Source organism: Avibacterium volantium (assembly GCF_900635775.1).
GTDB lineage: Bacteria > Pseudomonadota > Gammaproteobacteria > Enterobacterales > Pasteurellaceae > Avibacterium > Avibacterium volantium.
In genome coordinates this window covers 893704-919082 of sequence record NZ_LR134167.1, presented here as the reverse complement: position 1 = coordinate 919082, position 25379 = coordinate 893704, and the positions used below count along the sequence as shown (strand labels likewise).

Below are 25379 nucleotides of genomic sequence, written 5' to 3'. Positions count from 1 at the left end.
ACTACAGCCCCATTTTTTAATTTATTTCAACCCAGCTGCCGCTCTTAATTCTGCGGCGCGGTCTGTTTTTTCCCAAGGGAATTGTTCACGTCCGAAGTGACCGTAAGCAGCTGTTTGGCGGTAGATTGGTTGGATCAGATCAAGCATTTTGATTAAGCCGTAAGGACGTAAATCAAAAAATTCACGCACTAAATTTACCAACAATTCATTGCTCACTTTGCCCGTACCAAAGGTTTCCACCATAATAGACGTTGGCTCTGCCACGCCGATGGCATAAGAAAGCTGAATTTCACAACGATCCGCTAAGCCAGCGGCAACAATGTTTTTCGCTACATAGCGTGCAGCATAGGCAGCTGAGCGATCCACTTTTGATGGATCTTTACCTGAGAATGCACCACCACCGTGGCGCGCTGCACCGCCGTAAGTATCCACGATAATTTTACGCCCTGTTAAACCGCAATCCCCCATTGGGCCACCAATCACAAAACGTCCTGTTGGATTGATAAAATATTTGGTGTCTTTGCCGAGCCATTCACTTGGCAACACCGGCTTGATGATTTCTTCCATTACCGCTTCGTGCAAGGCATTTTGGCTGATTTCCTCAGCGTGTTGAGTGGAAAGCACCACCGCATCAATGCCAACAATTTTGTCGTTTTCATATTTTAGTGTAACTTGGCTTTTCGCATCTGGACGTAACCAAGGCAAAGTGCCGTCTTTACGCACTTGCGCTTGGCGTTCCATTAAGCGGTGTGCATAGGTAATCGCCGCAGGCATTAACACTTCGGTTTCATTGGTGGCATAACCAAACATAATGCCTTGGTCGCCCGCCCCTTGATCTAACGGACTTTCACGATCCACGCCTTGATTAATATCGGAAGATTGTTTGCCAATGGCGTTTAACACCGCACAAGAATGGCCATCAAAGCCCATATCAGAGTGCTTGTAACCAATATCACAAATTACTTGGCGGGTAAGATTTTCAATATCCACCCAAGCTGAAGTGGTGATTTCGCCGCCCACAAGCGCCATACCTGTTTTTACATAGGTTTCACAGGCCACACGGGCTTTCGGATCTTGTTTTAAAATTTCGTCTAACACCGCGTCAGAAATCTGATCGGCAATTTTATCTGGGTGCCCTTCTGACACAGATTCAGAAGTAAATAAATACGATGACATAGCTTTCCTTAAATTTTCAATTAAATTTGTTTAGATGTTTTTGCGTCTAGACGGCTATAATACGCTTTTTCGTTTAGAAAGCAAGCATTAATTCATTTGCACACTTGCTTCTACAAAAGAAAAAATGAGCAAAATTTACACCGCTCTTTTACGCATCATTCGCCACAACAAGAGATTCACACCACGCAATATTACTAGCAAAAAGCACAATAAATACAATGGCATATCACCTAATTGTGCATAAGGGGTTTTACCTACGGTTGGTGCAATACGCTGGGTTAGCGTGGTTTCCACGAACTGTGGCGCTTGGGCAATCACTTTACCTTGAGCATTAATAAATACCGTAATCCCTGTGTTGGTGGCACGAATTTCAGGCTTGCCTAATTCTAACGCACGCACTCTGGCCATTTGCAAATGTTGCCAAGGGCCAATGCTGTTACCGAACCACGCATCATTGGAAATGGTCAGTAAGAAATCCGTTTCTGCGTGCAGATTTTTCTGCACTTGCGCACCAAAAATAATTTCATAACAAATGGCAGGGGTGAATTTACGCTGTTTGGCTAAAAATGGTTGCTGAATTTCTTCCCCTGATTGGAACGCTGACATCGGCAAATTAAACACTGAGCCTAGAGGACGCAGCAAACTTTCCAACGGTACATATTCACCAAATGGCACAAGATGATGTTTGTTATAGCGGTTGCTGGTTTGCTCGCTATAAGGTAAATCAGGATCGCCTAAGTTTATGATGGAATTGAATAATTTCCCTTTTTGCCAGTCTTGGTAAATGGTGCCTATCATCACTTGCGTGCCGGTGTTTTGTGCCACTTGTTGCAAGGAAGCTAAAAACGGCTGAATACGATTTTCGAGCGTTGGCAGTGCGGCTTCAGGCAGAATGATCAGATCGCTTTTACCTAAATGTTGTGCGATAAGACGGCTATAAATCTCTAGCGTGGCGTTGAGGTATTCAGGATCCCACTTCAAATTTTGTTCAATATTTCCTTGCACAAGGGTGATGGTTAAGGCTTTTTCTGGCTTTTCTTGCGTATAATTGGCGGACGATGACCAGATCGCTAAACCGCTTACGATTAAACACAACGCCGATTGTGAAGTGATCACCAACCATTTTTTATCTTTTTGTAATAAGTGAGAAATCAGCGAAAAAAGCACCGCACTTACCCACATTACAAAGAAAGTTAGCCCTTGTACACCAAAGATGGGCGCAAGCCCCGAAAATGGACTGTCGATTTGTGTGTAGCCAAATTGCAACCACGGAAAGCCAGTAAATAACCAACCGCGTAAAAATTCGGTGAATGTCCAAAGCACGGGATAAAGTGCCAGATTATTCACCTTAAAGCGTTGAATTAAATAAGCAAATAACGTTGGAAACAGGGCAAGATAAGCCGCCAGCAGCACCACCAAAATATAGCTGAGCCACAAAGGTGAACCGCCAAATTGGTGAATACTAACGTGTAGCCAATTCACCCCAAAAGTAAAAAAGCTCAAGCCCCATAAAAATGCGCCACAAAGTGCGGTGCTTTTTTTCGTTGTTTTTACCACCCATAATAATCCCAATAGGGAAACATAGGCCGCACCCCAAAAATCAAAAGGAGAAAAGGCAAAAACGCCTAATCCCCCTGACAATAAAGCAATGAGATAAATTAATGCTGATTTCATTGAGTGTTATCGTTATTTTCTTCGTGAGTTTCCATTTCTTCCAAACATTCATCAGGCACGGTAACTCGCAACTGAATAATGCGGCGACTGTCTGCTGAAGTAACTTTGAAGTGCAGGTTTTCAAGGGTGATTTCTTCGCCCCGCTTCGGCAAATGACCAAAGGCTTGCATTACCACGCCGCCCACGGTATCCACTTCTTCATCGGCAAAATGGGTGTGGAATTGCTGGTTGAAGTCTTCAATATCCGTTAATGCACGCACGGCATAAGTATGACGAGAAAGCTGACGAATATCCGCCACGTCTTCTTCATCAAATTCATCTTCAATGTCGCCAACGATTTGCTCCAAAATATCTTCAATGGTTACCAAGCCTGACACCGCACCAAATTCGTCTACCACAATGGCCATATGAAAACGTTCGGAACGGAAATCTTTTAACATTCTGTCCACCCGCTTACTTTCTGGCACGATCACCACAGGGCGAAGCAGAGAAAGTAAATCAAATTCTTCGGCATTAGAACGCAAAAATTTGAGCAATTCTTTGGCGTGTAAAATCCCGGCGATGTTGTCTTTTTCGTCCGTGATCACAGGAAAACGTGAGTGAGCGCTTTCAATAATGGTTTCCAAGCAAGAATCCAGATCCTGATCTGTTTCAATAAACACAATTTGCGAGCGCGGGATCATAATATCACGCACGCGCAATTCAGCGATTTCCATTACCCCTTCGATCATCTCACGGGTATCTTGATCGATTAATTCATTTTGTTCGGAATCACGGATCACCTCCACCAATTCCTCACGATTTTTCAGCTCACCTTGGAAAAATCGCCCAAAAAGAGAATGTAAAAAGCTCTTTTTGTTTGCTGTTTCTAAGCCAGTATTTTGGCTATCATCGGCCATTTTGTTATCTCTTATCTTCTTGGTTTATGAAAAAATAGTCGGGCTATCATATCAAAACTTAACCACTGAGCAAGGGGCAGGGAAGATTTTCTTATATTGAAAGAAAAATTCCGTCAAAAAGCACCGCACTTTGTTTTATTTCGATTTTGTAGCTGGCATCGTGCGATACAGCTTTTGCTTATAAGCATAGCTACCCCACAAGGCGTAAGCTAAGGCTTCTTTTTTCATTGCTTCGGGAATTTCAGCTGGAATGAGCTTTCCTGCTTGCTCATCATAACGGAAGCCTTGTACAGGTTGATTTTGCTGTAAAATTGCCACATCGTCCCCTTTGCGATAAGCCATTGTGCGGTCAAATTGCATTAGTGCACGGTTTGGATCTTGCGGCTGGGTTAAATCATAGCCGATCATTGGATAATTGCCACTCGCTCCGATCAACGAAAGCAAGGTGGTCGGCATATCAATTTGACTCACTAAACGGTTATCACGGCGTGGTGCAATGCCTTCCCCTAAAATCAGAGCTGGAATATGGAAATGCTTGATTGGCACTAAGGTGCTGCCATTCACGCGCGAATCGTGATCGGCAATCACTAAAAACACGGTATCTTGCCAATAATTGGATTTTTTCGCTAATTGGAAAAAATACCCCAAGGCATAATCGGCGTATTTCGCAGCATTGTTACGAGTTTGCTTAGGCTGTTCATAAAGTTCAATTTTGCCATCAGGAAACTCGAAAGGATCGTGATTGCTAGACGTAAACACCAGACTAAAAAATGGTTTGCCACTTGTTTGCCATTGGCTAAATTGCTCATTGGCTTTGGCAAAAAGATCTTCATCACTTACCCCCCAAGTTGCGGTAAAGCGTGGATTTTTATAATCTTTTTCATCAATAATGGTTTCAAAACCATTGCCATAGAAAAAACTCGCCATATTGTCGAAGTGCTTTTCTCCGCCATAGATGAAGGAAGTTTGATATCCTTGTTGCTTTAAGAAATCAGCAATAGTGAAGAAATTATTTTGCGAACCCGATAATTTCACTACCGAACGGGCTGGAGTTGGAGGAAAACCTGCCGTTATAGCTTCAATACCGCGTACAGAGCGCGTGCCTGTGGCATAAAGATTCTCAAACAGCCAGCCTTCTTTTGCCAATTCATCAAAATACGGAGAAAGGGGCTTGCCGCCTAGGGTTTGGACGAATTGCGCGCCAAGGCTTTCTTCCAAAATAATCACTAAATTTTTTGGCTTGCCTTGATAGCTCGCCACGTTTTTCGTCATTGTTGGCAAGCTGTCAGAAATATAGTCGCTTTCAGGGCGGTTTCTCACTTGTTTCAGCGTAGCGACTACTTCGTCTAATGGCATTTTGCCGTAAATTTCAGAAGAGCGATCTTCGTCTTTCATTTGCTGAATGGCAAACATTACGGAATAGCTGGAATTTAATACCAAAGAATTCACTAAGGGATCAGAAGAAAATGCCACCATTGCTGGGTTAATACCGCGATGCTGAAAACTTGATCTCGCGCCAATAAAGGTCAGTGCGCCGACAAGCAAGAACACCACAGGCCGCCAATACCATTTTGGATAAGGCACATTTTTCCATAAATTAGCGGACAATCGCCAGAAGCCATAAGCAAAAAGTGCGGTCAAAATTGGAGTCAAAATTAACGCCAGAATATGGCCATTTGCGAGCATAGTAAACACTTCTTTTGGATTGACCAAATATTCTACAAACAAACGGTTTGGGCGGAAATCATAGGTTTCGATAAAAGCAGGTGTGGCAATTTCCATAAAAATAATAAACACACTACTTAACACGAGCCATATGCGCACAAAGCCATTTACCAGCCGTCCCATTGAACCATTGCCAGCAAAAAAGCAGGTAAGCAAAATAGGCAAGGCAAATAACCAGCATAGGCTTGCTACATCAATCCTGATGCCTTGTAAGAATAGTGGAAGCCAGCCATTAATGGCTGAAATGCGATCGGCTTGCCAAATGCTAAATAATAATCGGCTAATAGATAAAATAACGAGATTAATGCAGACAAAAATAAAAATAGGGAAAAACGCACCAAGTCGTTTTTTAAGGCGATTCATAATATTCCTAAAAAGAAAAAGTTTGTGCTTGTTAGAGCGGTAAGAATGATAAAAGTTCTTGTAATTGCTTGCTTTTTTTATTTAAAACAAAAAAATAAATTCAAACGCTCAAAAGCATTAATGTTTTCTTCACGAAATCTTCCAAACACAGAAATACTTTCCCTTTCATATAGCATAGCAACGCATATTCAGGTACAATCGCCCAGTTAAATTTTGTCAAATTTTAGAGTTTAGTTTATTTATAAAATATGAAGAACATTCGTAACTTTTCAATCATTGCGCATATTGACCACGGGAAATCAACCCTTTCCGATCGTTTAATTCAAACCTGTGGTGGGCTGTCCGACCGTGAAATGGCGGAACAAGTATTAGATTCAATGGATTTAGAGCGTGAGCGTGGGATCACCATTAAAGCGCAAAGCGTAACGCTCAATTATAAAGCGAAAGACGGCGAAACCTATCAGCTGAATTTTATCGACACCCCCGGACACGTGGATTTTTCTTATGAAGTTTCACGTTCCCTTGCTGCTTGTGAGGGGGCATTGCTTGTGGTGGATGCTGGGCAAGGTGTTGAAGCACAAACCTTGGCAAACTGCTATACCGCCATTGAAATGGATTTGGAAGTGGTGCCTGTGTTAAACAAAATCGACTTGCCTGCCGCTGAGCCAGAACGTGTGGCGGAAGAAATTGAAGACATTGTTGGCATTGATGCGATGGACGCCGTGCGTTGTTCTGCCAAAACAGGGCAGGGCATTGAAGATGTGCTAGAAGACATTGTGAAAAAAATTCCCGCACCTGAGGGCGATCCTGATGCCCCATTGCAAGCCTTGATTATTGACTCTTGGTTCGATAACTATCTTGGCGTGGTTTCTCTCGTGCGTATTAAAAACGGTACGTTACGCAAAGGCGATAAAATCAAAGTGATGTCCACTGGACAATCTTACAACGTGGATCGCTTAGGGATTTTCACCCCGAAACAAGTGGATACCCAAGTGTTAAACTGCGGTGAAGTGGGCTGGGTCGTGTGTGCCATTAAAGATATTTTAGGCGCGCCAGTAGGGGATACCTTAACCCTACACAATAATCCTGCAAGCACCGCGTTACCGGGCTTTAAGAAAGTAAAACCACAGGTTTATGCGGGTTTATTCCCAATTAGTTCGGACGATTATGAAGCCTTCCGCGATGCGCTAGGTAAATTAAGCCTAAACGATGCCTCTTTATTCTATGAGCCAGAAAATTCCACCGCACTTGGTTTTGGTTTCCGTTGCGGTTTCTTAGGCTTATTGCATATGGAGATTATTCAAGAGCGTTTAGAACGTGAATATAATCTTGATTTAATCACCACCGCGCCAACCGTAGTTTATGAAGTGTTGCAAACTAACGGTGAAGTGATCTATGTGGATAGCCCATCAAAATTGCCACCATTGAATAATATTAGCGAAATTCGTGAGCCGATTGCGGAATGTAATATGCTGTTGCCGCAAACTTATTTGGGTAACGTGATCACTCTGTGCGTTGAAAAACGTGGCGTGCAGACCAATATGGTATATCACGGCAACCAAGTCGCGCTGACTTATGAAATTCCAATGGGTGAAGTGGTGCTGGATTTCTTCGATCGCTTAAAATCCACTTCGCGCGGTTATGCTTCATTGGATTATGGTTTCAAACGTTTCCAAGCCTCCGATATGGTGCGTGTGGATATTATGATCAACGGTGAACGTGTTGATGCGCTGGCGTTGATTGTCCACAAAGATAACGCCCCTTATCGTGGACGTGAATTGGTGGAAAAAATGCGTGAGCTGATTCCGCGTCAGCAATTTGATATTGCGATCCAAGCAGCCATTGGTAACCACATTATCGCACGTTCAACAGTGAAACAGTTGCGTAAAAACGTACTCGCCAAATGTTATGGCGGGGACGTAAGCCGTAAGAAAAAACTGTTACAAAAACAAAAAGAAGGTAAAAAACGAATGAAGTCTTTGGGTAACGTTGAAGTGCCACAAGAAGCGTTTTTAGCCATTTTACACGTTGGCAAAGATTAACAAGGAAAGAGAATGTCAAAATCAAACATATTTTTTATTCTATTAATTGCCGCAGGCTATGGAATATGGAAATGGTTGGAGCATTTAGGCTTGCCAAATACTTTCACCATTTTATTGATTTTATTAACCGCACTTTGTGGCGCACTTTGGGCTTATTATCGTTTTGCGGTGCAACCTAAGCGTGAACGCCAAATTCAGCGCGTTGAACAGCGTAGCGGAAAATCGTTAAGCGAAGAGGAAAAAGCGAAAATCGAACCCATTTCAGAGAGCGGTGAGTTTTTAGCTTCACTTTTTCCTGTGCTTGCCTTTGTTTTGATTTTGCGTTCTTTCTTATTTGAGCCATTCCAGATTCCATCTGGCTCAATGGAACCCACTTTGCGTGTAGGCGATTTCTTACTGGTGGAAAAATATGCTTACGGCATTAAAGATCCCGTTTTTCAAAATACCTTGATCGAAACAGGCAAGCCACAGCGTGGCGATATTATCGTATTTAAAGCGCCACCAGAGCCAAATGTGGATTACATTAAACGCATTATCGGCGTTCCAGGGGATCGCATTGAATATAACGAAGCGGATCGCCATATTACGATTACTTATGGTAAAGACGGCAAAGAATGTACGGAAAATTGCGTAACTAAAGCGTTTACTTATAGCGAACCGCAGCCTGATGCGGATTTTAATATTATCATCGGGCAAGATCGCCAAGGTAAGCCGGTATATAGCAATGTTCACCCGTTAAAAGTAACCGAAACAGGCGATGTAACCCACCAAATTCATTGGGATCCACAACCGCCGAATGCCACTTACTTGTATCAAGGTTATCGCAACCAGCAAAATTACATCACCGAATGGGTTGTGCCAGAAGGGGAATATTTTGTGATGGGGGATAACCGCAATCACAGTGCAGACAGCCGTTTTTGGGGCTTTGTGCCAGAGAAAAATATTGTCGGCAAAGCGAAATATATTTGGTTAAGCCTTGATAAAAAACAAGGCGAATGGCCAACCGGTCTGCGCTTTGAAAGAATGTTTAGCAAAATTGAATAAAATCGAATAATCAGAATAATGACAAAAAACTTAGAACGCTTACAGCGTAAAATTGGCTATCAATTCCAAGATATTAATTGGCTTAAGCAAGCACTGACACACCGAAGTGCGGCGAAAAATCACAATGAACGCTTGGAATTTTTAGGCGATGCGATTTTAAACTACACCATTGCAGATGCTTTGTATCAGCAATTTCCAAAATGCAACGAGGGGGAGCTCAGCCGTATGCGAGCCACCCTTGTGCGCGAACCCACCCTTGCCCAACTGGCGCGAGAATTTGAGCTAGGCGAATATATGCTGCTTGGGCCGGGCGAATTAAAGAGCGGTGGTTTTCGCCGTGAATCTATTTTAGCTGATTGCGTGGAAGCCATTATTGGGGCAATTTCGCTTGATCAAGATCTGCCAACGAGTACGCAAGTTACGCGAAAATGGTATCAAGATCTGCTAAAAAATATCAAACCAGGGGAAAACCAAAAAGACCCCAAAACTCGCTTACAGGAATATTTGCAAGCGTCCCATTTCCCTTTGCCGAGCTACAAAGTAATTGATATTAAAGGGGAAGCGCATAACCAAACCTTTACCGTAGAATGTCGTGTGGAAAAAATCAAAAAAATTGACCGCACTTTTATTGGCGTAGGTTCAAGCCGCCGTAAAGCGGAACAAGCCGCCGCAGAACAAATCTTAAAAATATTGGATATAAAATGACACAAACAACAGAACATCACCAAGAACAGCCAACCTACTGCGGATTTATTGCTATCGTAGGGCGTCCAAATGTGGGGAAATCTACCTTATTAAACAAAATCTTAGGGCAAAAAATTTCCATTACATCAAGAAAAGCACAAACGACTCGCCACCGCATTTTAGGCATTCAAACAGACGGCCCTTATCAAGCCATTTATGTGGACACCCCAGGGCTGCATATTGAAGAAAAACGCGCCATTAACCGCTTAATGAACCGCGCAGCAAGTAGTGCCATTGGCGATGTGGATTTAATTATTTTCGTGGTGGACGGCACGCATTGGAATGCCGATGATGAAATGGTGCTAAATAAACTGCGCCGTGCTAAAGCACCTGTGGTGTTGGCGATAAATAAAATCGACAATATCAAAGATAAAGAGGATTTACTGCCATTTATCACCGAAATCAGCCAAAAATTTGATTTTAAAGCCATTATTCCTATTTCTGCACAACGTGGTAACAATGTGCAAGAACTGGAAAAAATTGTGCGTGAATCCTTGCGCGAGGGCGTACATCATTTCCCTGAAGATTACGTTACCGACCGTTCACAACGCTTTATGGCATCTGAAATCATTCGGGAAAAATTAATGCGTTTTATGGGCGAAGAGCTGCCTTATTCCGTAACTGTTGAAATCGAACAGTTCAAAACGAACGAACGCGGCACTTATGAAATCAACGCGCTGATTTTGGTTGAACGTGATGGTCAGAAAAAAATGGTTATCGGTAACAAAGGGCAAAAAATCAAAGTGATCGGTACAGAAGCACGCGCCGATATGGAACGCTTATTTGACAACAAAGTCCATTTAGAACTCTGGGTGAAAGTGAAATCAGGCTGGGCTGATGACGAACGCGCCTTGCGCAGTCTGGGGTATATGGAAGAATAGACGCAAAGCGATTAAACTTGTATTGCTGCTTTCTTTCCTTTTGTCTATGGTATAAAGCCAACAATCCACATGTAACACATGTGGATTTTCAATCTCCATATAATTCTATAGAGCATTACATACAGCTAAAGAATAGCTTAAATACTAACAGCCTAACAATAACGGACTTATCTGTTATATCACGAGAGATATAGAGAATATTTTCGCTATTCCGCTGCTTTGACCACATACACTATTCATAGCCAACCAAATTTAGTTATAAAAAAGGCTTGCACTTGCAAGCCTTAGAAAATTATAAATTATTCAACCGCACTTGGATTAAATCTGTTTCCACTGGGCTGGCATTTTTTAGACCTTGTTCAAAACTGGCTTTGGCACTTTCTTTATCGCCTTTGGCGAGTTGAATATCGCCTTTTAATAAGAATGCTGCGCTATTCCACGCGTCCCCTTTAACTTGATCAAGCGAAGCTAAGGCATTATCAAATTGCTGCTTCTGGAACTGCACGGCCGCCAAGCGTAATGCACTGACCGAGCGTAAAATGTCATCATCTGCATTGGCTAACGCTTGCTTTAATAAATTTTCTGCTTGCGCGAAATCTTGTTTTTGCACAGAAATACTGGCGGCATCTAATAAGGCAAACACGGCATAAGCAGTTTTGTCATTGCTTTGTGCGAATTGTTCTACACTCCCCACGTTCGCTTTATCCGCCTGAAATTGGCTAACAAGTTGCTCATACTGCACTGAACGTTGTTGATTTTGTGCAATTTGATGAGATTGCCAATAACGCCAACCAAAAACGCCCGCAAGGGTTAGCACGAAAATCGCGACAATCAATTTGCCATTTTCTTTCCACCACGTTTTCAGTTCATTCAGTTCTTGTTCTTCTTCAATGCTATAAGCCATAATGTTTCCTTACCTTATTAAGGTGCTGTCTTTAAAAAATCTACCACATCAGCTTGCGCTAAAACTTGCTGTTCGCCACCAAGCAAATCTTTGACCACCACTTGCTGATTTTGTGCTTCACTTTCGCCAATAACAAGGGCAAATTTTGCGCCCACTTTATCTGCGCGCTTAAACTGTTTCTTGAAATTTCCGCCGCTACAATGTGTCATTGTGCGTAAGTGCGGTAAATCTGTGCGAAGTTTTTCGGCCAATTGGAAAGCCGGCAAGGTTGTGCCTTCTCCTGTATGAACCACATAAATATCCACCGCTCTTGGCAGGTCAATATTCTGATTTACTTCTTGCACCAATAAGACTAAACGCTCTAAGCCCATTGCAAAGCCAACGCCTGTGGTGGCGTGTCCACCAAGCTGTTCAACCAAGCCATCATAACGGCCACCACCGCACACTGTGCCTTGTGCGCCGAGGGCGCTGGTTACCCACTCAAACACAGTTTTGTTGTAATAATCCAAACCGCGCACTAATTTTGGATTCACTTCATAAACAATGCCCATTTCATCAAGCAAGGTACAAAGCTGGGCAAAATGCGTGCGACTTTCTTCATCTAAATAATCTAGCAATTTAGGCGCGCCGTTAAGCACTTCTTGCAACGCTTGATTTTTGCTATCCAAAATACGCAACGGATTTTTTTCTAACCGCTCTTTTTCTTCATCGCTTAATAAATCAATATGTTGCTGTAAAAATTCAACCAACGCAGAACGATAATTTTTACGCGCTTCTAATGAACCAATAGAATTAAGCTGTAAGCTGACGTGCTGATCAATGCCTAATTCTTTCCATAAACGCGCGGTAAGCAAGATTAATTCCGCGTCAATTTCAGGATTCGCAATACCAAACACTTCTACCCCAGCTTGATGGAACTGACGATAGCGCCCTTTTTGTGGGCGTTCGTGGCGGAACATTGGCCCCATATACCACAAACGCTGTTCGTTATTATAAATCCAACCGTGTTCAATGGCAGCGCGTACGCAACCTGCTGTGCCTTCAGGGCGAAGGGTAAGCTGTTCATCATTATCCCAAAAGGTGTACATTTCTTTTGAAACCACATCGGTAACTTCACCGATAGCACGCGCAAAAAGCGGGGTGCTTTCCACAATCGGCATACGTACTTCAGAATAACCATAACTTTGTAAAACATTACGAACCTTGCTTTCCACCCATTGCCACAACGGGCTTTCCGTTGGGGAACAATCATTCATTCCACGAATTGCTTGAATTGTTTTCGCCACAATATTTTCCTTAAATAATTCGATTTTTTGGATCTTGTTGTGCCACTTTAGCACGAATCTTTGCTTCTAATTGATTGATTAAATCTTCATTATCAAAACGTTCTTTTTGGCGTTCACCATCAACATAATAACCGCTTTTCTTGTTGCCACCAGTAACGCCAAGGTCAGATACCAGTGCCTCGCCTGGTCCATTTACCACGCAGCCAATGATCGATACGTCCATTGGCGTGATGATGTCCTCAAGGCGTTGTTCAAGGGCATTCACCGTGCCGATCACGTCAAATTCTTGACGAGAACAAGTTGGGCAAGCAATAAAATTAATCCCGCGTGAACGAATGCGCAAGGATTTCAAAATATCAAACCCCACTTTAATTTCTTCAACAGGATCAGCCGCTAACGAAACACGTAAGGTATCACCGATACCTTCCGCCAATAACATTCCTAAGCCAACAGCGGATTTGACAGCCCCCGCTCTTGCGCCTCCAGCTTCAGTGATCCCTAAATGCAGCGGCTGTTTGATCGCTTTTGCCAATAAACGATAACTTTCTACCGCAAGGAAAACATCAGATGCCTTCACGCTCACTTTAAATTGATCGAAGTTAAGACGATCAAGGATCTCAACGTGACGTAAGGCGCTTTCTAGCAAGGCTTCAGGCGTAGGTTCACCAAATTTCTCTTGAATATCACGCTCCAACGATCCCGCATTGACACCAATACGGATAGGAATATTCTTATCTTTGGCACAATCCACCACGGCACGAATGCGATCTTCACGCCCAATATTACCGGGATTAATACGCAAACAATCCACGCCGTATTCCGCCACTTTCAAAGCAATACGATAATCAAAATGAATATCTGCCACCAATGGCACATTCACTTGTTGCTTGATTAATTTGAAGGCTTCTGCGGCGTCCATTGTGGGTACAGAAACCCGCACAATATCCGCCCCAACACGCTCAAGCGCTTTAATTTGTGCGACTGTGGCTTCTACGTCTGTGGTACGCGTGTTAGTCATAGATTGCACTGCAATCGGCGCATCACCACCCACTGGCACCTTGCCTACATAAATTTTGGTCGATTCACGACGTTTAATATTCGGTTTAAATGACGACATTGTAATCTCTTTGCTTATTGCAATTTGAATTTAGCGACACGGCCATCAACTTTAAGTGGATAAGCCTCGCCTTTATAAGTAATTTTTACGTTGCTTGGTGCGCCAATGGTTAAATCATAAGCAGTGTCTTGATTGAAATTCAGCACTTCACCTTGTTTATAAAGTTTTTCCGCTAACACTTTGCGATTGACATCGCGTACACGAACCCAGCAGCTCGCACCAGTAATTTCAATACGCAGTACACTATTCATTGCTGGCGTAGAAATTTCAGAATTTTCCACCGCACTTTCCATTGTACTGAGATTTTCACCCGTATTAATTTTATTCATCTCTGATTGTAATAGCTGCGCTGAAGTTTCAGATTGCGCCGCTTGGCGATCCGTATTTTCTGCACTCACAGATTGAACTGCTGCCACCTGTGGCGACGCATTTTCTACGCTCGCTTTCGCACTTGTGTTATTTTCTTCCACTGGCGTAATTTGTTCTACCGCAACAGATTGGGAAAGTGCGGTAGAATTTTGCGCTGTTTTTTCTACTTCGATCGGCTTAGGTGTAGGCACAATCAGGTTTTCTTGTGAAGTTGAATTATTTTGCGTGTGCTGTGTTTCCACATAGTTTTGCACTAAATCATCACGTTCTGCATTGGATTTTTGATAGTTTTCCCACCACCAAAGTGCCGTTACAGCTAATAAAGCGATAACCACCATCGCTGATACCCAACCAATCCAACGGTTATGTGAAGAATATTCATTCACGGCTTGAGTCGCTCGCACACCACGAGTTAAATCATTTTTTGTTGTTTCCTCAAGGGAATTTACCACGGACGACCAAAGGCTTTCAGGTAAACGCAAATATTTTGCGTAATTGCGGATATAACCTTTAATGTAAGTTGCTGAAATAGAACTATGAGTAAACTCATTATTTTCCAAACGTTCTAAAATTGAAGGACGTAAATTGAGTTGTTTAGAAACATCCTCTAACGATAAATTTAATGCTTCTCGCGCTTGGCGAAAATGTTCGCCTAAACTTTGTTGAATGGTTTCTTGGTTCTCATTTGAGGTTGCCATAAGGAATTCTCTTAAAATTTAATTGTAGGATTTCACTCAGCGCGACACATTAACAAAATGCGAAAATCAAGGCACTCAGCGTTAAAATTCAAAAGGTAAAGTTTAAAGTTGTCATTCCTGTTTTGCAACCATTAATCAATGAATTTCTTACGAATTAAGAAAGAAAGTTGGGTGATTCAAATCAGCAATGAAAAACGGCTTTAATTTTCCCAAAAACCTAAGAGAAATTTATCGTTGCACCACACTTGAAGGCAGCAATTTGGCGCGGGTTGGTGCTGCTTTTTCTAGCAATTCCCGATACTGCTGATAAAGTGCGGTATTTTTTTCTGCTAAAGCGCAAAGGGCGAGATTTTCGTAGGTATCCGTTTGCTGATAATAATTGGGTGAATTTAAGGCTTGTTGAAATTGCTGATAGGCTTGTGTAAAACGGCCTTGTTTGCATAAAAACACGGCGTAATTGTTGAATACGTTGCCTTGTCTATCATCTAATTTTAACGCGGTTAAATAAGCATTTTCTGCACGCTCATTATCGCCTTGTAGTTGATAAAAATAAGCCAACGCCGAATGCACTAAATAATAATTAGGCGCATAAGCCAAGGCTTTATCCAAATTTTGTTTGGCTAAACTCAGCTCTCGCTGTTCTAAATAACCAATACCCAGCTCCACTCTGGCTTTCGCGGCTTGTTGCTTGTCAAAATCCTCTTTGCTTGTTTGTGGGGAAACGCAAGCACAAAGCAAGAGAGAAAAAAGCATAACCAGATAACATTGACGCATTTTCATTTTTCTCTCTCCTTTGTCGATAATTTCTACTTATTGCACTTGCACTGCATTAATTGGGCTGCCAAAACGCTTTTTCTGTGCGGTGCGTTTCGTGCGGTCAATCACATCACCGGCTAACTGTCCGCAGGCGGCATCAATATCATCACCACGCGTTTTACGCACAATCACCGTAAAGCCATATTCCATCAACGTTTTCTGGAAGCGATCAATACGCGTATTAGAACTTTTCGCATAAGGCGCTTCAGGGAACGGATTCCAAGGGATCAAATTGATCTTGCAAGGTGTATTTTTCAATACTTCCGCTAACTGATGCGCGTGTTCTATGCTGTCATTAACGTGATCCAACATCACATATTCAATGGTTACTTTGCCGTGATTGGCGTTAGACACCGATAAATAACGATTAACGGAATCAATCAAGGTTTTGATGTTATATTTTTTATTGAGCGGCACAATTTCATCACGCAATTCATCATTCGGTGCGTGCAAAGAAATAGCCAATGCCACATCAATCATTTCGCTCAATTTATCCAACGCAGGCACAACCCCTGAAGTGGAAAGGGTAACACGGCGTTTTGATAAACCATAAGCAAAATCATCAAGCATAATTTCCATAGCTGGCACTACATTTGCCACGTTAAGCAAAGGCTCACCCATTCCCATCATCACAACATTCGTGATAGGACGCACACCTGTTACACCAAAATTACCAATGATTTTTGATGCACGCCACACTTGTCCGATAATTTCTGATACGGTTAAATTGCGGTTAAACCCTTGTTGCGCGGTGGAACAAAAAGTACAAGCCAACGCACAGCCCACTTGGGAAGACACACAAAGAGTTGCACGATCGGCTTCAGGAATATACACAGTTTCCACCTGCTGATCACCCACTTGCATTGCCCATTTAATTGTGCCGTCCGCAGAACGCTGCTCCACCGCCACTTCTGGCGCTTTAATTTCCGCTACGGCTTTTAATTTTTCGCGTAACTTCTTGTTAATATTCGTCATATTGTCAAAATTGTCTTCACCAAAATGGTAAATCCATTTGACTAATTGATCCGCGCGAAACGGTTTTTCCCCTAACTCTTGAAAAAATTCACGCATTTGCTGGCGTGTTAAATTCATTAAATTGATTTTTTTCTTAGGTTCTGCTGAAGGCTGGCAGCCTTCTTGTTGAGTTGTATTCTGTTCTAACATAAAGCCTCGTTATTACACATTACGGCATTGATATAGCTAAACTTTTTCGCTTTTTCAGGCTAAGTTTACCCGCTATAAATTAAGAAAGTTTCTACCGCTTAAAAAATGAGTTGCGATTGTACAGAGTTCTATTTGATTAATCTAGCAATTTCAGCCTAACCTGAACGCTATTTTAGCCAAAAGAAAAATAAAAGAAAAACCACCGCACTTTCTTTGCGATAGCGATCGCAAAAATTTTAGAGAAAACAATAAAATCTCAAAAACAAAGTGCGGTGGGATTTTTGAAAATTTTTTACTTTTGCCTGAAAGGGTTTTCTGAAAGGACAACTTTTCTATGATCACCCAATTTTCTAATGAAAAAATGCTCTTTCTCCCTAGCACCAATAGAAAGATAAACTTTTTTCACAGCATCGCTAACGCTAGCAGGATATTCTATATACATAGAGTTTAATTGTTCATCAACCTTTATGTTCGAATCTTTTGTTAAAGAACGTATGCTTACCATTCTACATTCTTGTTCTTCCTCAAAAGCATAATGCTTAACTAAATATTGTAGAGGCATTAATATATCATGTAATAATTCTTTGACTACATCATCACTCGTATTAATTTCACCTATAATATCCTTAATTAATTTAAAACTTACCCTTACAGTATCCTCTATATTTTCTAACTTATCTTGATATTCTTCCCATTTCTCTCTCCCACCTTCATACTGCCTAAAGAAAGTAATCTTACTTCTTTTAGCAATAGATAGATAATCACTTTTAGGATCAATATAAATACAACGATAAAGAGGAAACTTATTTTCTTCAGGACTATCATCGAGAATAGCCGAATCCTTATCTAAATTTGAAAAAGGTAAAAATCTATCTATATATTCAGAACTAAAAAAATTATCTACATTAAAAACCAAACTAACGCCAGAGGCTTCTCTATTATTTTCTTTACCATAAAGTCTAAACTGATTAAGGCTATCATGGTTAAAAGTAAAACAACTAATAAAAGAAATAAACTCTCTTTGCTCAATGAAATTATCTAAGTTTAAATATTCATTTAGTATCATTCCTTCTTTTGGATCATTTACGCCTCTGATTGAACTTAATCGAAACTTACTAACCTTTTACTTATCTTTTTCCAATAAAAGAAGTGCTGTCGAAGCTCGAGTATAGTGAGCGACTTCTGAACAATCCACTAAACCCCTATTTGGATATACAAACAAATTTCCAAGTATCAAATCTATTTTTTTAAATAACTCTCCCAGTTCCTCTTTATTATTACCAGAACTTATTTCTAAAATTCTTAAAAAGATATTAGCTTGATAAACAAAAGCTCTATCCCCAACTTTAATTACATTTTTATAACATTGTTTTGCTTTTTTATCCTCATTATTATTTTTATATAAATCACCTAAATTAAAATGGCTCTTCGCATAAACCTCCTTACTATCTTCACAACTTATGTTTGACCAAGTTTCTATCGCTTTCTCTTGATTATTAATTTCTTTATATAAAAGACCTAAATTAAAACGGCTCTTCGCATAAACCTCCTTACTATCTTCACAACTTATGCTTGACCAAGTTTCTATCGCTTTCTCTTGATTATTAATTTCTTTATATAAAAGACCTAAATTTAAACGACTATCTGCATAAATTTCTCTATCATCTTCACGAGTTATACTTGACCAAGCCTCTATTGCTTTTTCTCTTTCACCATTATTTTTATACAAATTACCTAAATTAAAACGACTCTTCGCATAAGCCTCCTTACTATCTTCACAACTTATATTTGACCAAGTTTCTATCGCTTTCTCTTGATTATTAATTTCTTTATATAAAAGACCTAAATTTAAACGACTACCTGCATAAATTTCCCTATTATCTTCACGAGTTATACTTAACCAAGCTTCTATGGCTTTTTCTTGCTCATCCGCTTTTTTATATAAAAGACCTAAGCCCAAACGACTCTTTGCATAATATTCCCTATCATCCTCACGAGTTATACTTGACCAAGCCTCTATCGCAGCATCTAAATTACCCTTTTTATAAAATTTCCAGCCTTCATTAAAAACTTTCTTAGCATTATTCATATTGATCACCTATAAAATATTTAATCAAATTACTTCGTTTCACCAAGCAATGCGGCATACTTCACCGTATCCGGGCTGGCTTCAAGGGCGATTTTGAGTACCATTGTAAGAGGAACGGAGAGGAACATTCCCACCGAGCCGAGCAACCAGCCCCAAAATAAGAGAGAGAGGAACACCACGAGGGTGGAAAGCCCGAGGGTTTTGCCCATCATTCGCGGTTCAAGCACGTTGCCGATAATCATATTTAGGCTGATAACCCCAATGGTTACGCCTATGCCGGTGAAAAAGCCATTAAGCAATAAGGCTTGGACGATAATAGGAATGGCGGCGATAATTGAGCCGATATTCGGGACATAATTGAGCAGAAAACTGAGCGTTGCCCATAAAATGGCGTATTGCACATCAAAAATTTTCAGCAGAATAAACACGCCTAAGCCAGTTAAAAGGCTGGTGAGAGTTTTCACGCCGAGATAATCCATTACACCTTTTAGAATACGGTCAATGTAGCCCTCGTACTGTGCCACTTGATTCGGTTTGCTGAATGCCACAGCAAATTTATGCTTTGCCGTTGGGGCTTCTAGCAGCATAAACAGCACCACGAGAAACAGTACGAAAACGTTGGTTACCACGCCAGAGAAACTAAGTAAAAAACCGCTGGCAACATTCATTATCATTGCGGGATCAAAGTGTTGCATAATTTGCTGGCGCAGATTATCCAGCGGTAAATGCAAGCTCTGCGTAATCGTGGCAAGCTCGTTTAAGCGTTGCGAAAGCAATAGGCGATATTGCGGGATCGACTGGGTAAATTCCCGTGCTGTGCTATTAATAAGGCTGGCGAGAAAGAAAAACACCGTCAAGATCATCAAAAATAGCAAGGTAAGTGCGAGCCAATGGGGAACTTTACGCTGTGTCATAAACTTCACCACAGGAGAGCAAATAATGGCGATAAACAGGGAAAGTAAAAATGGCACGACAATTTCCCCTGCCAATTTCACACCAGCCAGAATTACCACTAAGGCAGACAACGCCATTAATAACTGGCTGATCGGCAAACGCTTATCCATTACACCGCTTCCTCGTTTTCTTCGCCTGTGCGGATACGGATCACACGTTCGACATCATAGACAAAAATTTTGCCATCGCCAATTTTACCGGTTTGTGCGGTTTCCATAATGGCTTGAATGCATTGCTCCACCAGCTCATCAGGGATCACAATTTCCATTTTGACTTTTGGCAGAAAATCCACCATATATTCCGCGCCACGATAAAGCTCTGTATGCCCTTTTTGGCGTCCAAAACCGCGCACTTCAGTTACGGTCATTCCTGTGATCCCAATATCAGACAAGGTTTCACGCACATCATCAAGTTTAAACGGTTTAATAATTGCTTCAATTTTTTTCATTTTGATTTTCTCACTGGAATTAACTTTCACGTCTGGCAGATTTTGGTCTAAAGCTAGCGATAACTTCAGGTTTGGTATCAATATAAATGCCGTCGATCAGCTGTAAACAATAAGGCACGGCAGAAAAAATTCCCTTAACGAGCACATTGCCTTGCTCATCTTTCACGCCCTCTAAGGTCTCTTTAATGGCTTTCGGCTGGCCCGGTAAATTTAAAATTAAGCTATTTTTACGAATCACGCCCACTTGACGCGATAAAATCGCCGTTGGCACAAAATGCAAACTCACTTGACGCATTTGCTCGCCGAAGCCCGGCATTTCGCGATCTGCCACAGCAAGGGTGGCATCTGGTGTAACATCACGCTTGGCTGGCCCTGTTCCGCCTGTGGTTAGCACCAAGTGGCAATGATGCACGTCCACCAGCTCGCATAGGGTCTGCTCAATAATCGGCTGTTCATCAGGAATTAAGCGGGTTTCCACTTCAAAAGAATCAATTAAGGCTTGCTCGAGCCATTTTTGTAATTCAGGGATACCTTGATCTTGATACACGCCTTGCGATGCGCGATCAGACACTGAAACTAAACCAATTTTTAAAAGTGCGGTCATTTTTTCCTCTGTTTTTTATTAAATCCAATAATATCTCACAATATGGAAGAAAATCGGTGCGGCAAAGCATAGGCTATCCATACGATCTAACATTCCACCGTGTCCACTTATCATATTGCCCCAATCTTTCACGCCCATACTGCGTTTCATTGCTGACATCACCAGCCCACCTAAAAAGCCCATTAAACAAATAACCAAGCTAATTAAGGTAGCTTGCACGGCGCTAAATGGCGTTAGCCAAGAAAGCAATCCGCCCAATGCTGAAGCGCTTAGTACGCCACCGACAAAACCCTCTACGGTTTTGGACGGAGATAAGGTTGGCGCAATTTTATGTTTACCGAATAATTTTCCCCATACATATTGCAACACATCACTTGCCTGCACAATCAGGATCAAAAAGATCATTAATAATAAGCTTTTACCTTCAAATCCTGCAATATTTAGGGTGAGAATAGCAGGAATATGCGAAATACAGAACACGGAAATCATCACCGCCCATTGCACTTTGCTTGAACGATCTAAAAAATGTGCCGTGTCGCCTAGCAATGCGGATAAAATCGGTAAAAATAAGAACGCATAAACAGGAATAAAAATGCTGAACATACTAAACCAATCCACCGCGACAAAATAATATTGCAAAGGCAAAATGAAATAAAAGCAGGCCACTAAAGCGAGATGATCGCCACGGCGAATTTCAATCAGCGATAAAAATTCCCGTAACGCCATAAAAGAAACGATAAAAAATAAACCTAATACGCCATAGAAGCCGAGATACGCGGCGGCGAAGATAATTAAAATCATCACCCACCACGCATTAATGCGTGCGTTTAGGTTATCAATCATCGAATGGGGCGTGGAAAAACCCACTTTCCATTTCAGTGCATAACCAATGCCTGATGCCAATAACAAGGTGCAAATTAATCCCCAAAATAAATTCCACATTTCCATTTTATGCTCCTTGATGTTTCGGGTTAAGATTAAGCAAGGCCTGCTCTGCTCGCGCTAGAAATTGCGTTTTATCTTCTTGTGGCTGCCAATGAATCGGCTCGCCCAAATATAGATCACACAGCAAGGGAATTGGCAGAATAAAACCTTTCGGCAATAAATTATGGGTATTGCTGATCCAAACTGGCACGAGATCCACATTAGGATTGGCTTTGGCTAAATAATATAAACCACTTTTAAAGGGCTGGAGGGCAAGATCATCATTGGTTTTTCTTGTGCCTTCGGGGAAAATAATCAACGAATTTTCTTGTAGCGCTTGGCTAATTTGTTCTGTTACGACTTTAGGATCATTGCCGCCGCGCTCGATCAGCAGCATATTAAACACTTTTTCCGCAAGAAAACGGCGAATTTTGCCTTTCGTCCAATAATCCGCACCTGCCACAGGACGGGTTTTCTTACGCACTTCATAAGGCAAAGACACCCAGAATAAAATAAAATCTCCGTGGCTGTTGTGATTAGCGTAATAAAGTCTTGGCTTATCTGCGGAAAGCAGAGCGATATTTTTCGCAGGACGAACACCGCTAATAAAAGAGGTAAAACGGCATAAAAGAAAATCAACCAGTTTAGCGAGCATTTTCATTCTCCTGTGGCTTTTGTTGCGTGGAATTTTCTGCGGAAAATTCCACCGCACTTTGGTTTTCTGCTTGGTTTTTTGTGCAATTTTCTGCTTGTTCCTCTATTATTATAGCTTCTGAGTGCGTTTCTAAATTTTGTGCTTGGTTTTGATCAGCCTGATTTTCAACATTCTGATCTAAAGCCTTACCTTCCGCCAGCCCTGACTTCACGCGTTTCACGCAAGTCAAAATTAGCATCAACACCACAGACCAAGCCAGTCCATAAAACCAACTCGGCAAAATCGGCATAAAGGTATAAAGTAGCCCAAAGAATCCAAACAAAAGGGCACGATCACTTTTACCAAAAGGCCCGTCATAACGGCGTGTTTGCCCTTGCACTTGCCCTAACACGCCACAAAACTCCGTTAAGGCGGCGAGCCAAATAATCAGCCCGATAACAAGGGGATCAAAAGGGGCGATAAAAGCAAAAGGCAGATACAACGCCGCATCAGAAACCACATCGGTAATTTCATTAAGATAACCACCCAAACGCGATTTTTGCTGAAATTCTCGCGCTAACATTCCGTCAATGGCATTAAGCGCCATTCGCACAAAAAGCCAAATAGGGATTAAAATAAACAGCCAATGCACCGCAGAAAGTGCGGTCAAAAATAAGCCTAAAATCACTGAAATTCCACAGGCTGCAAGGGTAACTTGGTTTGCCGTAACACCTTTGCGTTCTAACTTCACCACCGTGGGACGAAGTAAATTTTGAAACTTCGGTTTTAAATCGTAAATGCTCATTATTTCTCCTTATTTAAACGGAAAGAATACTGGAACAAGAAACACCGTTGCCAACATAACCAGCAAAGTAAAAGGCACGCCAATTTTGACGAAATCGCCAAATTTATAATTCCCTGCGCCCAGCACCATTGTGTTTACTGGCGAAGAAATCGGCGTCATAAAGGCGGCGGACGAAGCAATCGCTACCGTCATTGCAAAAGGCAATGGGGAAAGCTGCAAATGCTGCGCCATTGTGATAGCTATCGGCGCCATTAAAATCGCAGTGGCGGTGTTAGAAATAAACAGACCAATCACCGCAGTCAGTGTAAACAAGCTGATTAAAATCCAATGTTTACCCATTCCCCCTACGGTGTTAATCATAAATTCTACGATTAAATTAATCCCGCCTGTTTTTTGTAGTGCGGTGGAAAATGGCATCATTCCCACAATTAAAATTAAGCTCGACCAATGAATGGACGCATAAGCGCTTTTCGCATCAACGCAGCGGAATTTCGCTAACATTAAACAGGCGATCAGGGCAGCAACCACATTCGGCACAACGCCTGTTACCATTAATGCCACCATCGTGACAATGGATAAAATGGCATAAGGCGCTTGGCTTTGCGCGGGCGCGGCGCGTTCAATTTCCGCAGGATAATCGAGTACGAAAAAGGCTTTTGTTTTATTACGCATTGCTTGGATCAATTTCCACGATCCGACCACCAACAGTAAATCACCAATCTTTAATGGCTGTTCAATCAAACTCCCCGTCAAAATCTCATTATTACGCTTAATGCCCACCACATTTAAACCAAAACGTGAACGAAAGCCAATTTCTGCCACTGTTTTGCCGAGATAATCCCCTTCAGGAATTGGCGTGATTTCCACCATTCCCATAAACTTAGCTTGTTGTTCAAAGTGGTAAGGACGCAATTCCGTTGGCTCAAGCTGATGTTGTTGGCAAAATTCATTAATATCTAGCTCAGGATCAGCGCAATCAATCAGCAAAATATCCTTTTCACGAATTTCGATTTTCCCTAAGGAATCAGCTAGAAATCTTGGACGAAAACGCTTCCAACGCTCAATCGCCAGCACGTTCAAGGCATAATTAGAGCGCAGATGCAAGGCTTCTAAGGGCTGCCCGATAAAATCCGATCCTGTTCGCACTACAAAACGTTTGGTGCGTGCTTGCAATTGATAATCTTCAATCAGATCTTGAATGGAATGACGATTCACGCCTTCGCTTTGTTCATTTTCCGCTTGCCCTAACCAACGGCGAGCCACCAGCATATACACAATGCCCAGCAACAAAATCACAATACCAATCGGCGTGAAGGAAAAGAAATCAAAACGCTGTTTGGTGAGATGGATTAATTCTGCGTTAATCACCAAATTTGGTGCAGTGGCGATTAAGGTCATCATACCGCTGATTAGCCCAGCCATACTCAACGGCATCATCAGGCGTCTTGGCGAAATGTGCATTTGGCGGCAAATCACCAATACCACAGGGATAAAAATTGCCACAATCCCCACGGAACTCATAAAAGATCCCAACCCTGCTACCGCTAACATCACTAAAATCAGCACACGGGTTTCGCTATTTTTCGCCGCTTTCATCAGCCATTCACTCACTTGATAGGCTACGCCAGTGCGCACCAAGGCTTCCCCCACAATAAACAGCAAGGCGATCAAAATAATATTCGGATCGCTGAAGCCTGCAAAGACTTCCTGTACGCTCAAGATCCCACTCACACAAAAAGCAAGCATGACCAACAGGGCGATGACGTCCATTCGGATTTTGTTGTGGATAAACAAGAGTACAGCGATGGCAAGAAAAATCACAACGCTAGCAAGGGGGATATTGGTGATTGAGGGCATTTGGGTCTCCGTGGTTAGGGTTTTGGTCGTTTTGTTTATTATTTGGTTAATTACGGTTTTCTTTGTAATTATAACGGGTTTCGCCGTTGGCGACTTCCTTTCTTTTGCGTTCCCAAAAGAAAGGAAGCAAAGAAAAGGGAACCCCTACTAAATTGCTTTTCC

The 25379-nt window shown here is 41.8% G+C and carries 22 protein-coding genes and 1 pseudogene; 4 read left to right on the top strand and 19 right to left on the bottom strand.

Annotated features, from left to right (window positions below; genetic code table 11):
* Window positions 1-21: 21 nt before the first annotated feature.
* The 4 genes from metK to ELZ61_RS04480 form a co-directional block, all read right to left on the bottom strand.
* Window positions 22-1176 (bottom strand): methionine adenosyltransferase, encoded by a 1155-nt coding sequence (metK, locus tag ELZ61_RS04495; RefSeq protein ID WP_115248588.1) that lies wholly within the window; start codon window positions 1174-1176, stop codon window positions 22-24.
* Window positions 1177-1311: 135 nt separating this feature from the next.
* The gene (gene lnt / locus ELZ61_RS04490) at window positions 1312-2850 is read right to left on the bottom strand and encodes an apolipoprotein N-acyltransferase (protein ID WP_126371768.1); all 1539 of its coding nucleotides are present in this window, start codon (window positions 2848-2850) and stop codon (window positions 1312-1314) included.
* Window positions 2847-3749 carry a CNNM family magnesium/cobalt transport protein CorC gene (gene corC, locus ELZ61_RS04485; protein WP_126371765.1) on the bottom strand — a complete coding sequence of 301 codons (903 nt, stop codon included), beginning with the start codon at window positions 3747-3749 and terminating at the stop codon, window positions 2847-2849. Before corC ends, lnt begins: the two co-directional genes overlap by 4 nt.
* 135 nt (window positions 3750-3884) lie before the next feature.
* Entirely contained in the window at window positions 3885-5837 is a 1953-nt protein-coding gene (locus tag ELZ61_RS04480; protein WP_126371763.1) for an LTA synthase family protein, read from the bottom strand.
* A gap of 248 nt (window positions 5838-6085) precedes the next feature.
* Here ELZ61_RS04480 and lepA point away from each other — a divergent pair, with 248 nt between their 5' ends.
* From lepA to era, 4 genes are read left to right on the top strand one after another with little or no spacing between them, the layout of a single operon-like run.
* On the top strand, window positions 6086-7879 hold the full coding sequence (gene lepA, locus ELZ61_RS04475) for a translation elongation factor 4 (RefSeq protein ID WP_115249174.1): 1794 nt from the start codon (window positions 6086-6088) through the stop codon (window positions 7877-7879).
* Window positions 7880-7891: 12 nt separating this feature from the next.
* Window positions 7892-8923: a signal peptidase I gene (lepB, locus tag ELZ61_RS04470; protein ID WP_126371761.1), complete on the top strand. Its 1032-nt coding sequence runs from the start codon at window positions 7892-7894 to the stop codon at window positions 8921-8923.
* 18 nt (window positions 8924-8941) lie between these two features.
* Entirely contained in the window at window positions 8942-9628 is a 687-nt protein-coding gene (gene rnc, locus ELZ61_RS04465) for a ribonuclease III (protein WP_103854020.1), read from the top strand.
* Window positions 9625-10548 (top strand): GTPase Era, encoded by a 924-nt coding sequence (gene era, locus ELZ61_RS04460; RefSeq protein WP_103854019.1) that lies wholly within the window; start codon window positions 9625-9627, stop codon window positions 10546-10548. Before rnc ends, era begins: the two co-directional genes overlap by 4 nt.
* Before the next feature lie 292 nt (window positions 10549-10840).
* Here the strand turns inward: era and ELZ61_RS04455 are convergent, their stop codons facing one another.
* The 15 genes and pseudogenes from ELZ61_RS04455 to ELZ61_RS04385 form a co-directional block, all read right to left on the bottom strand.
* A complete protein-coding gene (locus ELZ61_RS04455; protein WP_126371759.1) occupies window positions 10841-11452 on the bottom strand; it encodes a YfgM family protein in 612 nt (203 codons plus the stop codon).
* Window positions 11453-11469: 17 nt separating this feature from the next.
* Entirely contained in the window at window positions 11470-12738 is a 1269-nt protein-coding gene (hisS, locus tag ELZ61_RS04450) for a histidine--tRNA ligase (RefSeq protein WP_126371757.1), read from the bottom strand.
* Between the two features lie 10 nt (window positions 12739-12748).
* Entirely contained in the window at window positions 12749-13855 is a 1107-nt protein-coding gene (gene ispG / locus ELZ61_RS04445) for a flavodoxin-dependent (E)-4-hydroxy-3-methylbut-2-enyl-diphosphate synthase (protein WP_126371755.1), read from the bottom strand.
* Window positions 13856-13869: 14 nt separating this feature from the next.
* Entirely contained in the window at window positions 13870-14922 is a 1053-nt protein-coding gene (locus ELZ61_RS04440) for a RodZ domain-containing protein (RefSeq protein WP_126371753.1), read from the bottom strand.
* A gap of 228 nt (window positions 14923-15150) precedes the next feature.
* Window positions 15151-15702 carry a type IV pilus biogenesis/stability protein PilW gene (pilW, locus tag ELZ61_RS04435; protein ID WP_126371751.1) on the bottom strand — a complete coding sequence of 184 codons (552 nt, stop codon included), beginning with the start codon at window positions 15700-15702 and terminating at the stop codon, window positions 15151-15153.
* A 30-nt stretch (window positions 15703-15732) separates the two neighbouring features.
* Window positions 15733-16902 (bottom strand): dual-specificity RNA methyltransferase RlmN, encoded by a 1170-nt coding sequence (gene rlmN, locus ELZ61_RS04430; protein ID WP_126371749.1) that lies wholly within the window; start codon window positions 16900-16902, stop codon window positions 15733-15735.
* A gap of 292 nt (window positions 16903-17194) precedes the next feature.
* A complete protein-coding gene (locus ELZ61_RS04425; protein WP_126371747.1) occupies window positions 17195-17968 on the bottom strand; it encodes a DUF2971 domain-containing protein in 774 nt (257 codons plus the stop codon).
* A gap of 57 nt (window positions 17969-18025) precedes the next feature.
* Window positions 18026-18991, bottom strand: a complete 966-nt coding sequence (locus ELZ61_RS04420; protein ID WP_126371745.1) for a tetratricopeptide repeat protein — start codon at window positions 18989-18991, stop codon at window positions 18026-18028.
* A gap of 29 nt (window positions 18992-19020) precedes the next feature.
* Window positions 19021-20055, bottom strand: coding sequence for an AI-2E family transporter (locus ELZ61_RS04415; protein WP_126371743.1), 1035 nt, complete (start codon window positions 20053-20055; stop codon window positions 19021-19023).
* Window positions 20055-20393 (bottom strand): nitrogen regulatory protein P-II, encoded by a 339-nt coding sequence (gene glnB, locus ELZ61_RS04410; protein WP_126371742.1) that lies wholly within the window; start codon window positions 20391-20393, stop codon window positions 20055-20057. The genes ELZ61_RS04415 and glnB overlap by 1 nt, the downstream gene beginning before the upstream one ends.
* Before the next feature lie 19 nt (window positions 20394-20412).
* Window positions 20413-20997, bottom strand: coding sequence for a molybdopterin adenylyltransferase (gene mog, locus ELZ61_RS04405; protein ID WP_126371740.1), 585 nt, complete (start codon window positions 20995-20997; stop codon window positions 20413-20415).
* Window positions 20998-21015: 18 nt separating this feature from the next.
* The gene (locus ELZ61_RS04400) at window positions 21016-21945 is read right to left on the bottom strand and encodes a phosphatidate cytidylyltransferase (protein ID WP_126371738.1); all 930 of its coding nucleotides are present in this window, start codon (window positions 21943-21945) and stop codon (window positions 21016-21018) included.
* 1 nt (window position 21946) lies between these two features.
* Entirely contained in the window at window positions 21947-22576 is a 630-nt protein-coding gene (locus ELZ61_RS04395; RefSeq protein ID WP_126371736.1) for a lysophospholipid acyltransferase family protein, read from the bottom strand.
* 178 nt (window positions 22577-22754) lie between these two features.
* A pseudogene (locus ELZ61_RS04390) lies at window positions 22755-23360 on the bottom strand (CDP-alcohol phosphatidyltransferase family protein); the annotation flags it as partial.
* A gap of 9 nt (window positions 23361-23369) precedes the next feature.
* Window positions 23370-25217, bottom strand: coding sequence for an SLC13 family permease (locus tag ELZ61_RS04385; protein ID WP_126371734.1), 1848 nt, complete (start codon window positions 25215-25217; stop codon window positions 23370-23372).
* Window positions 25218-25379 lie beyond the last annotated feature (162 nt).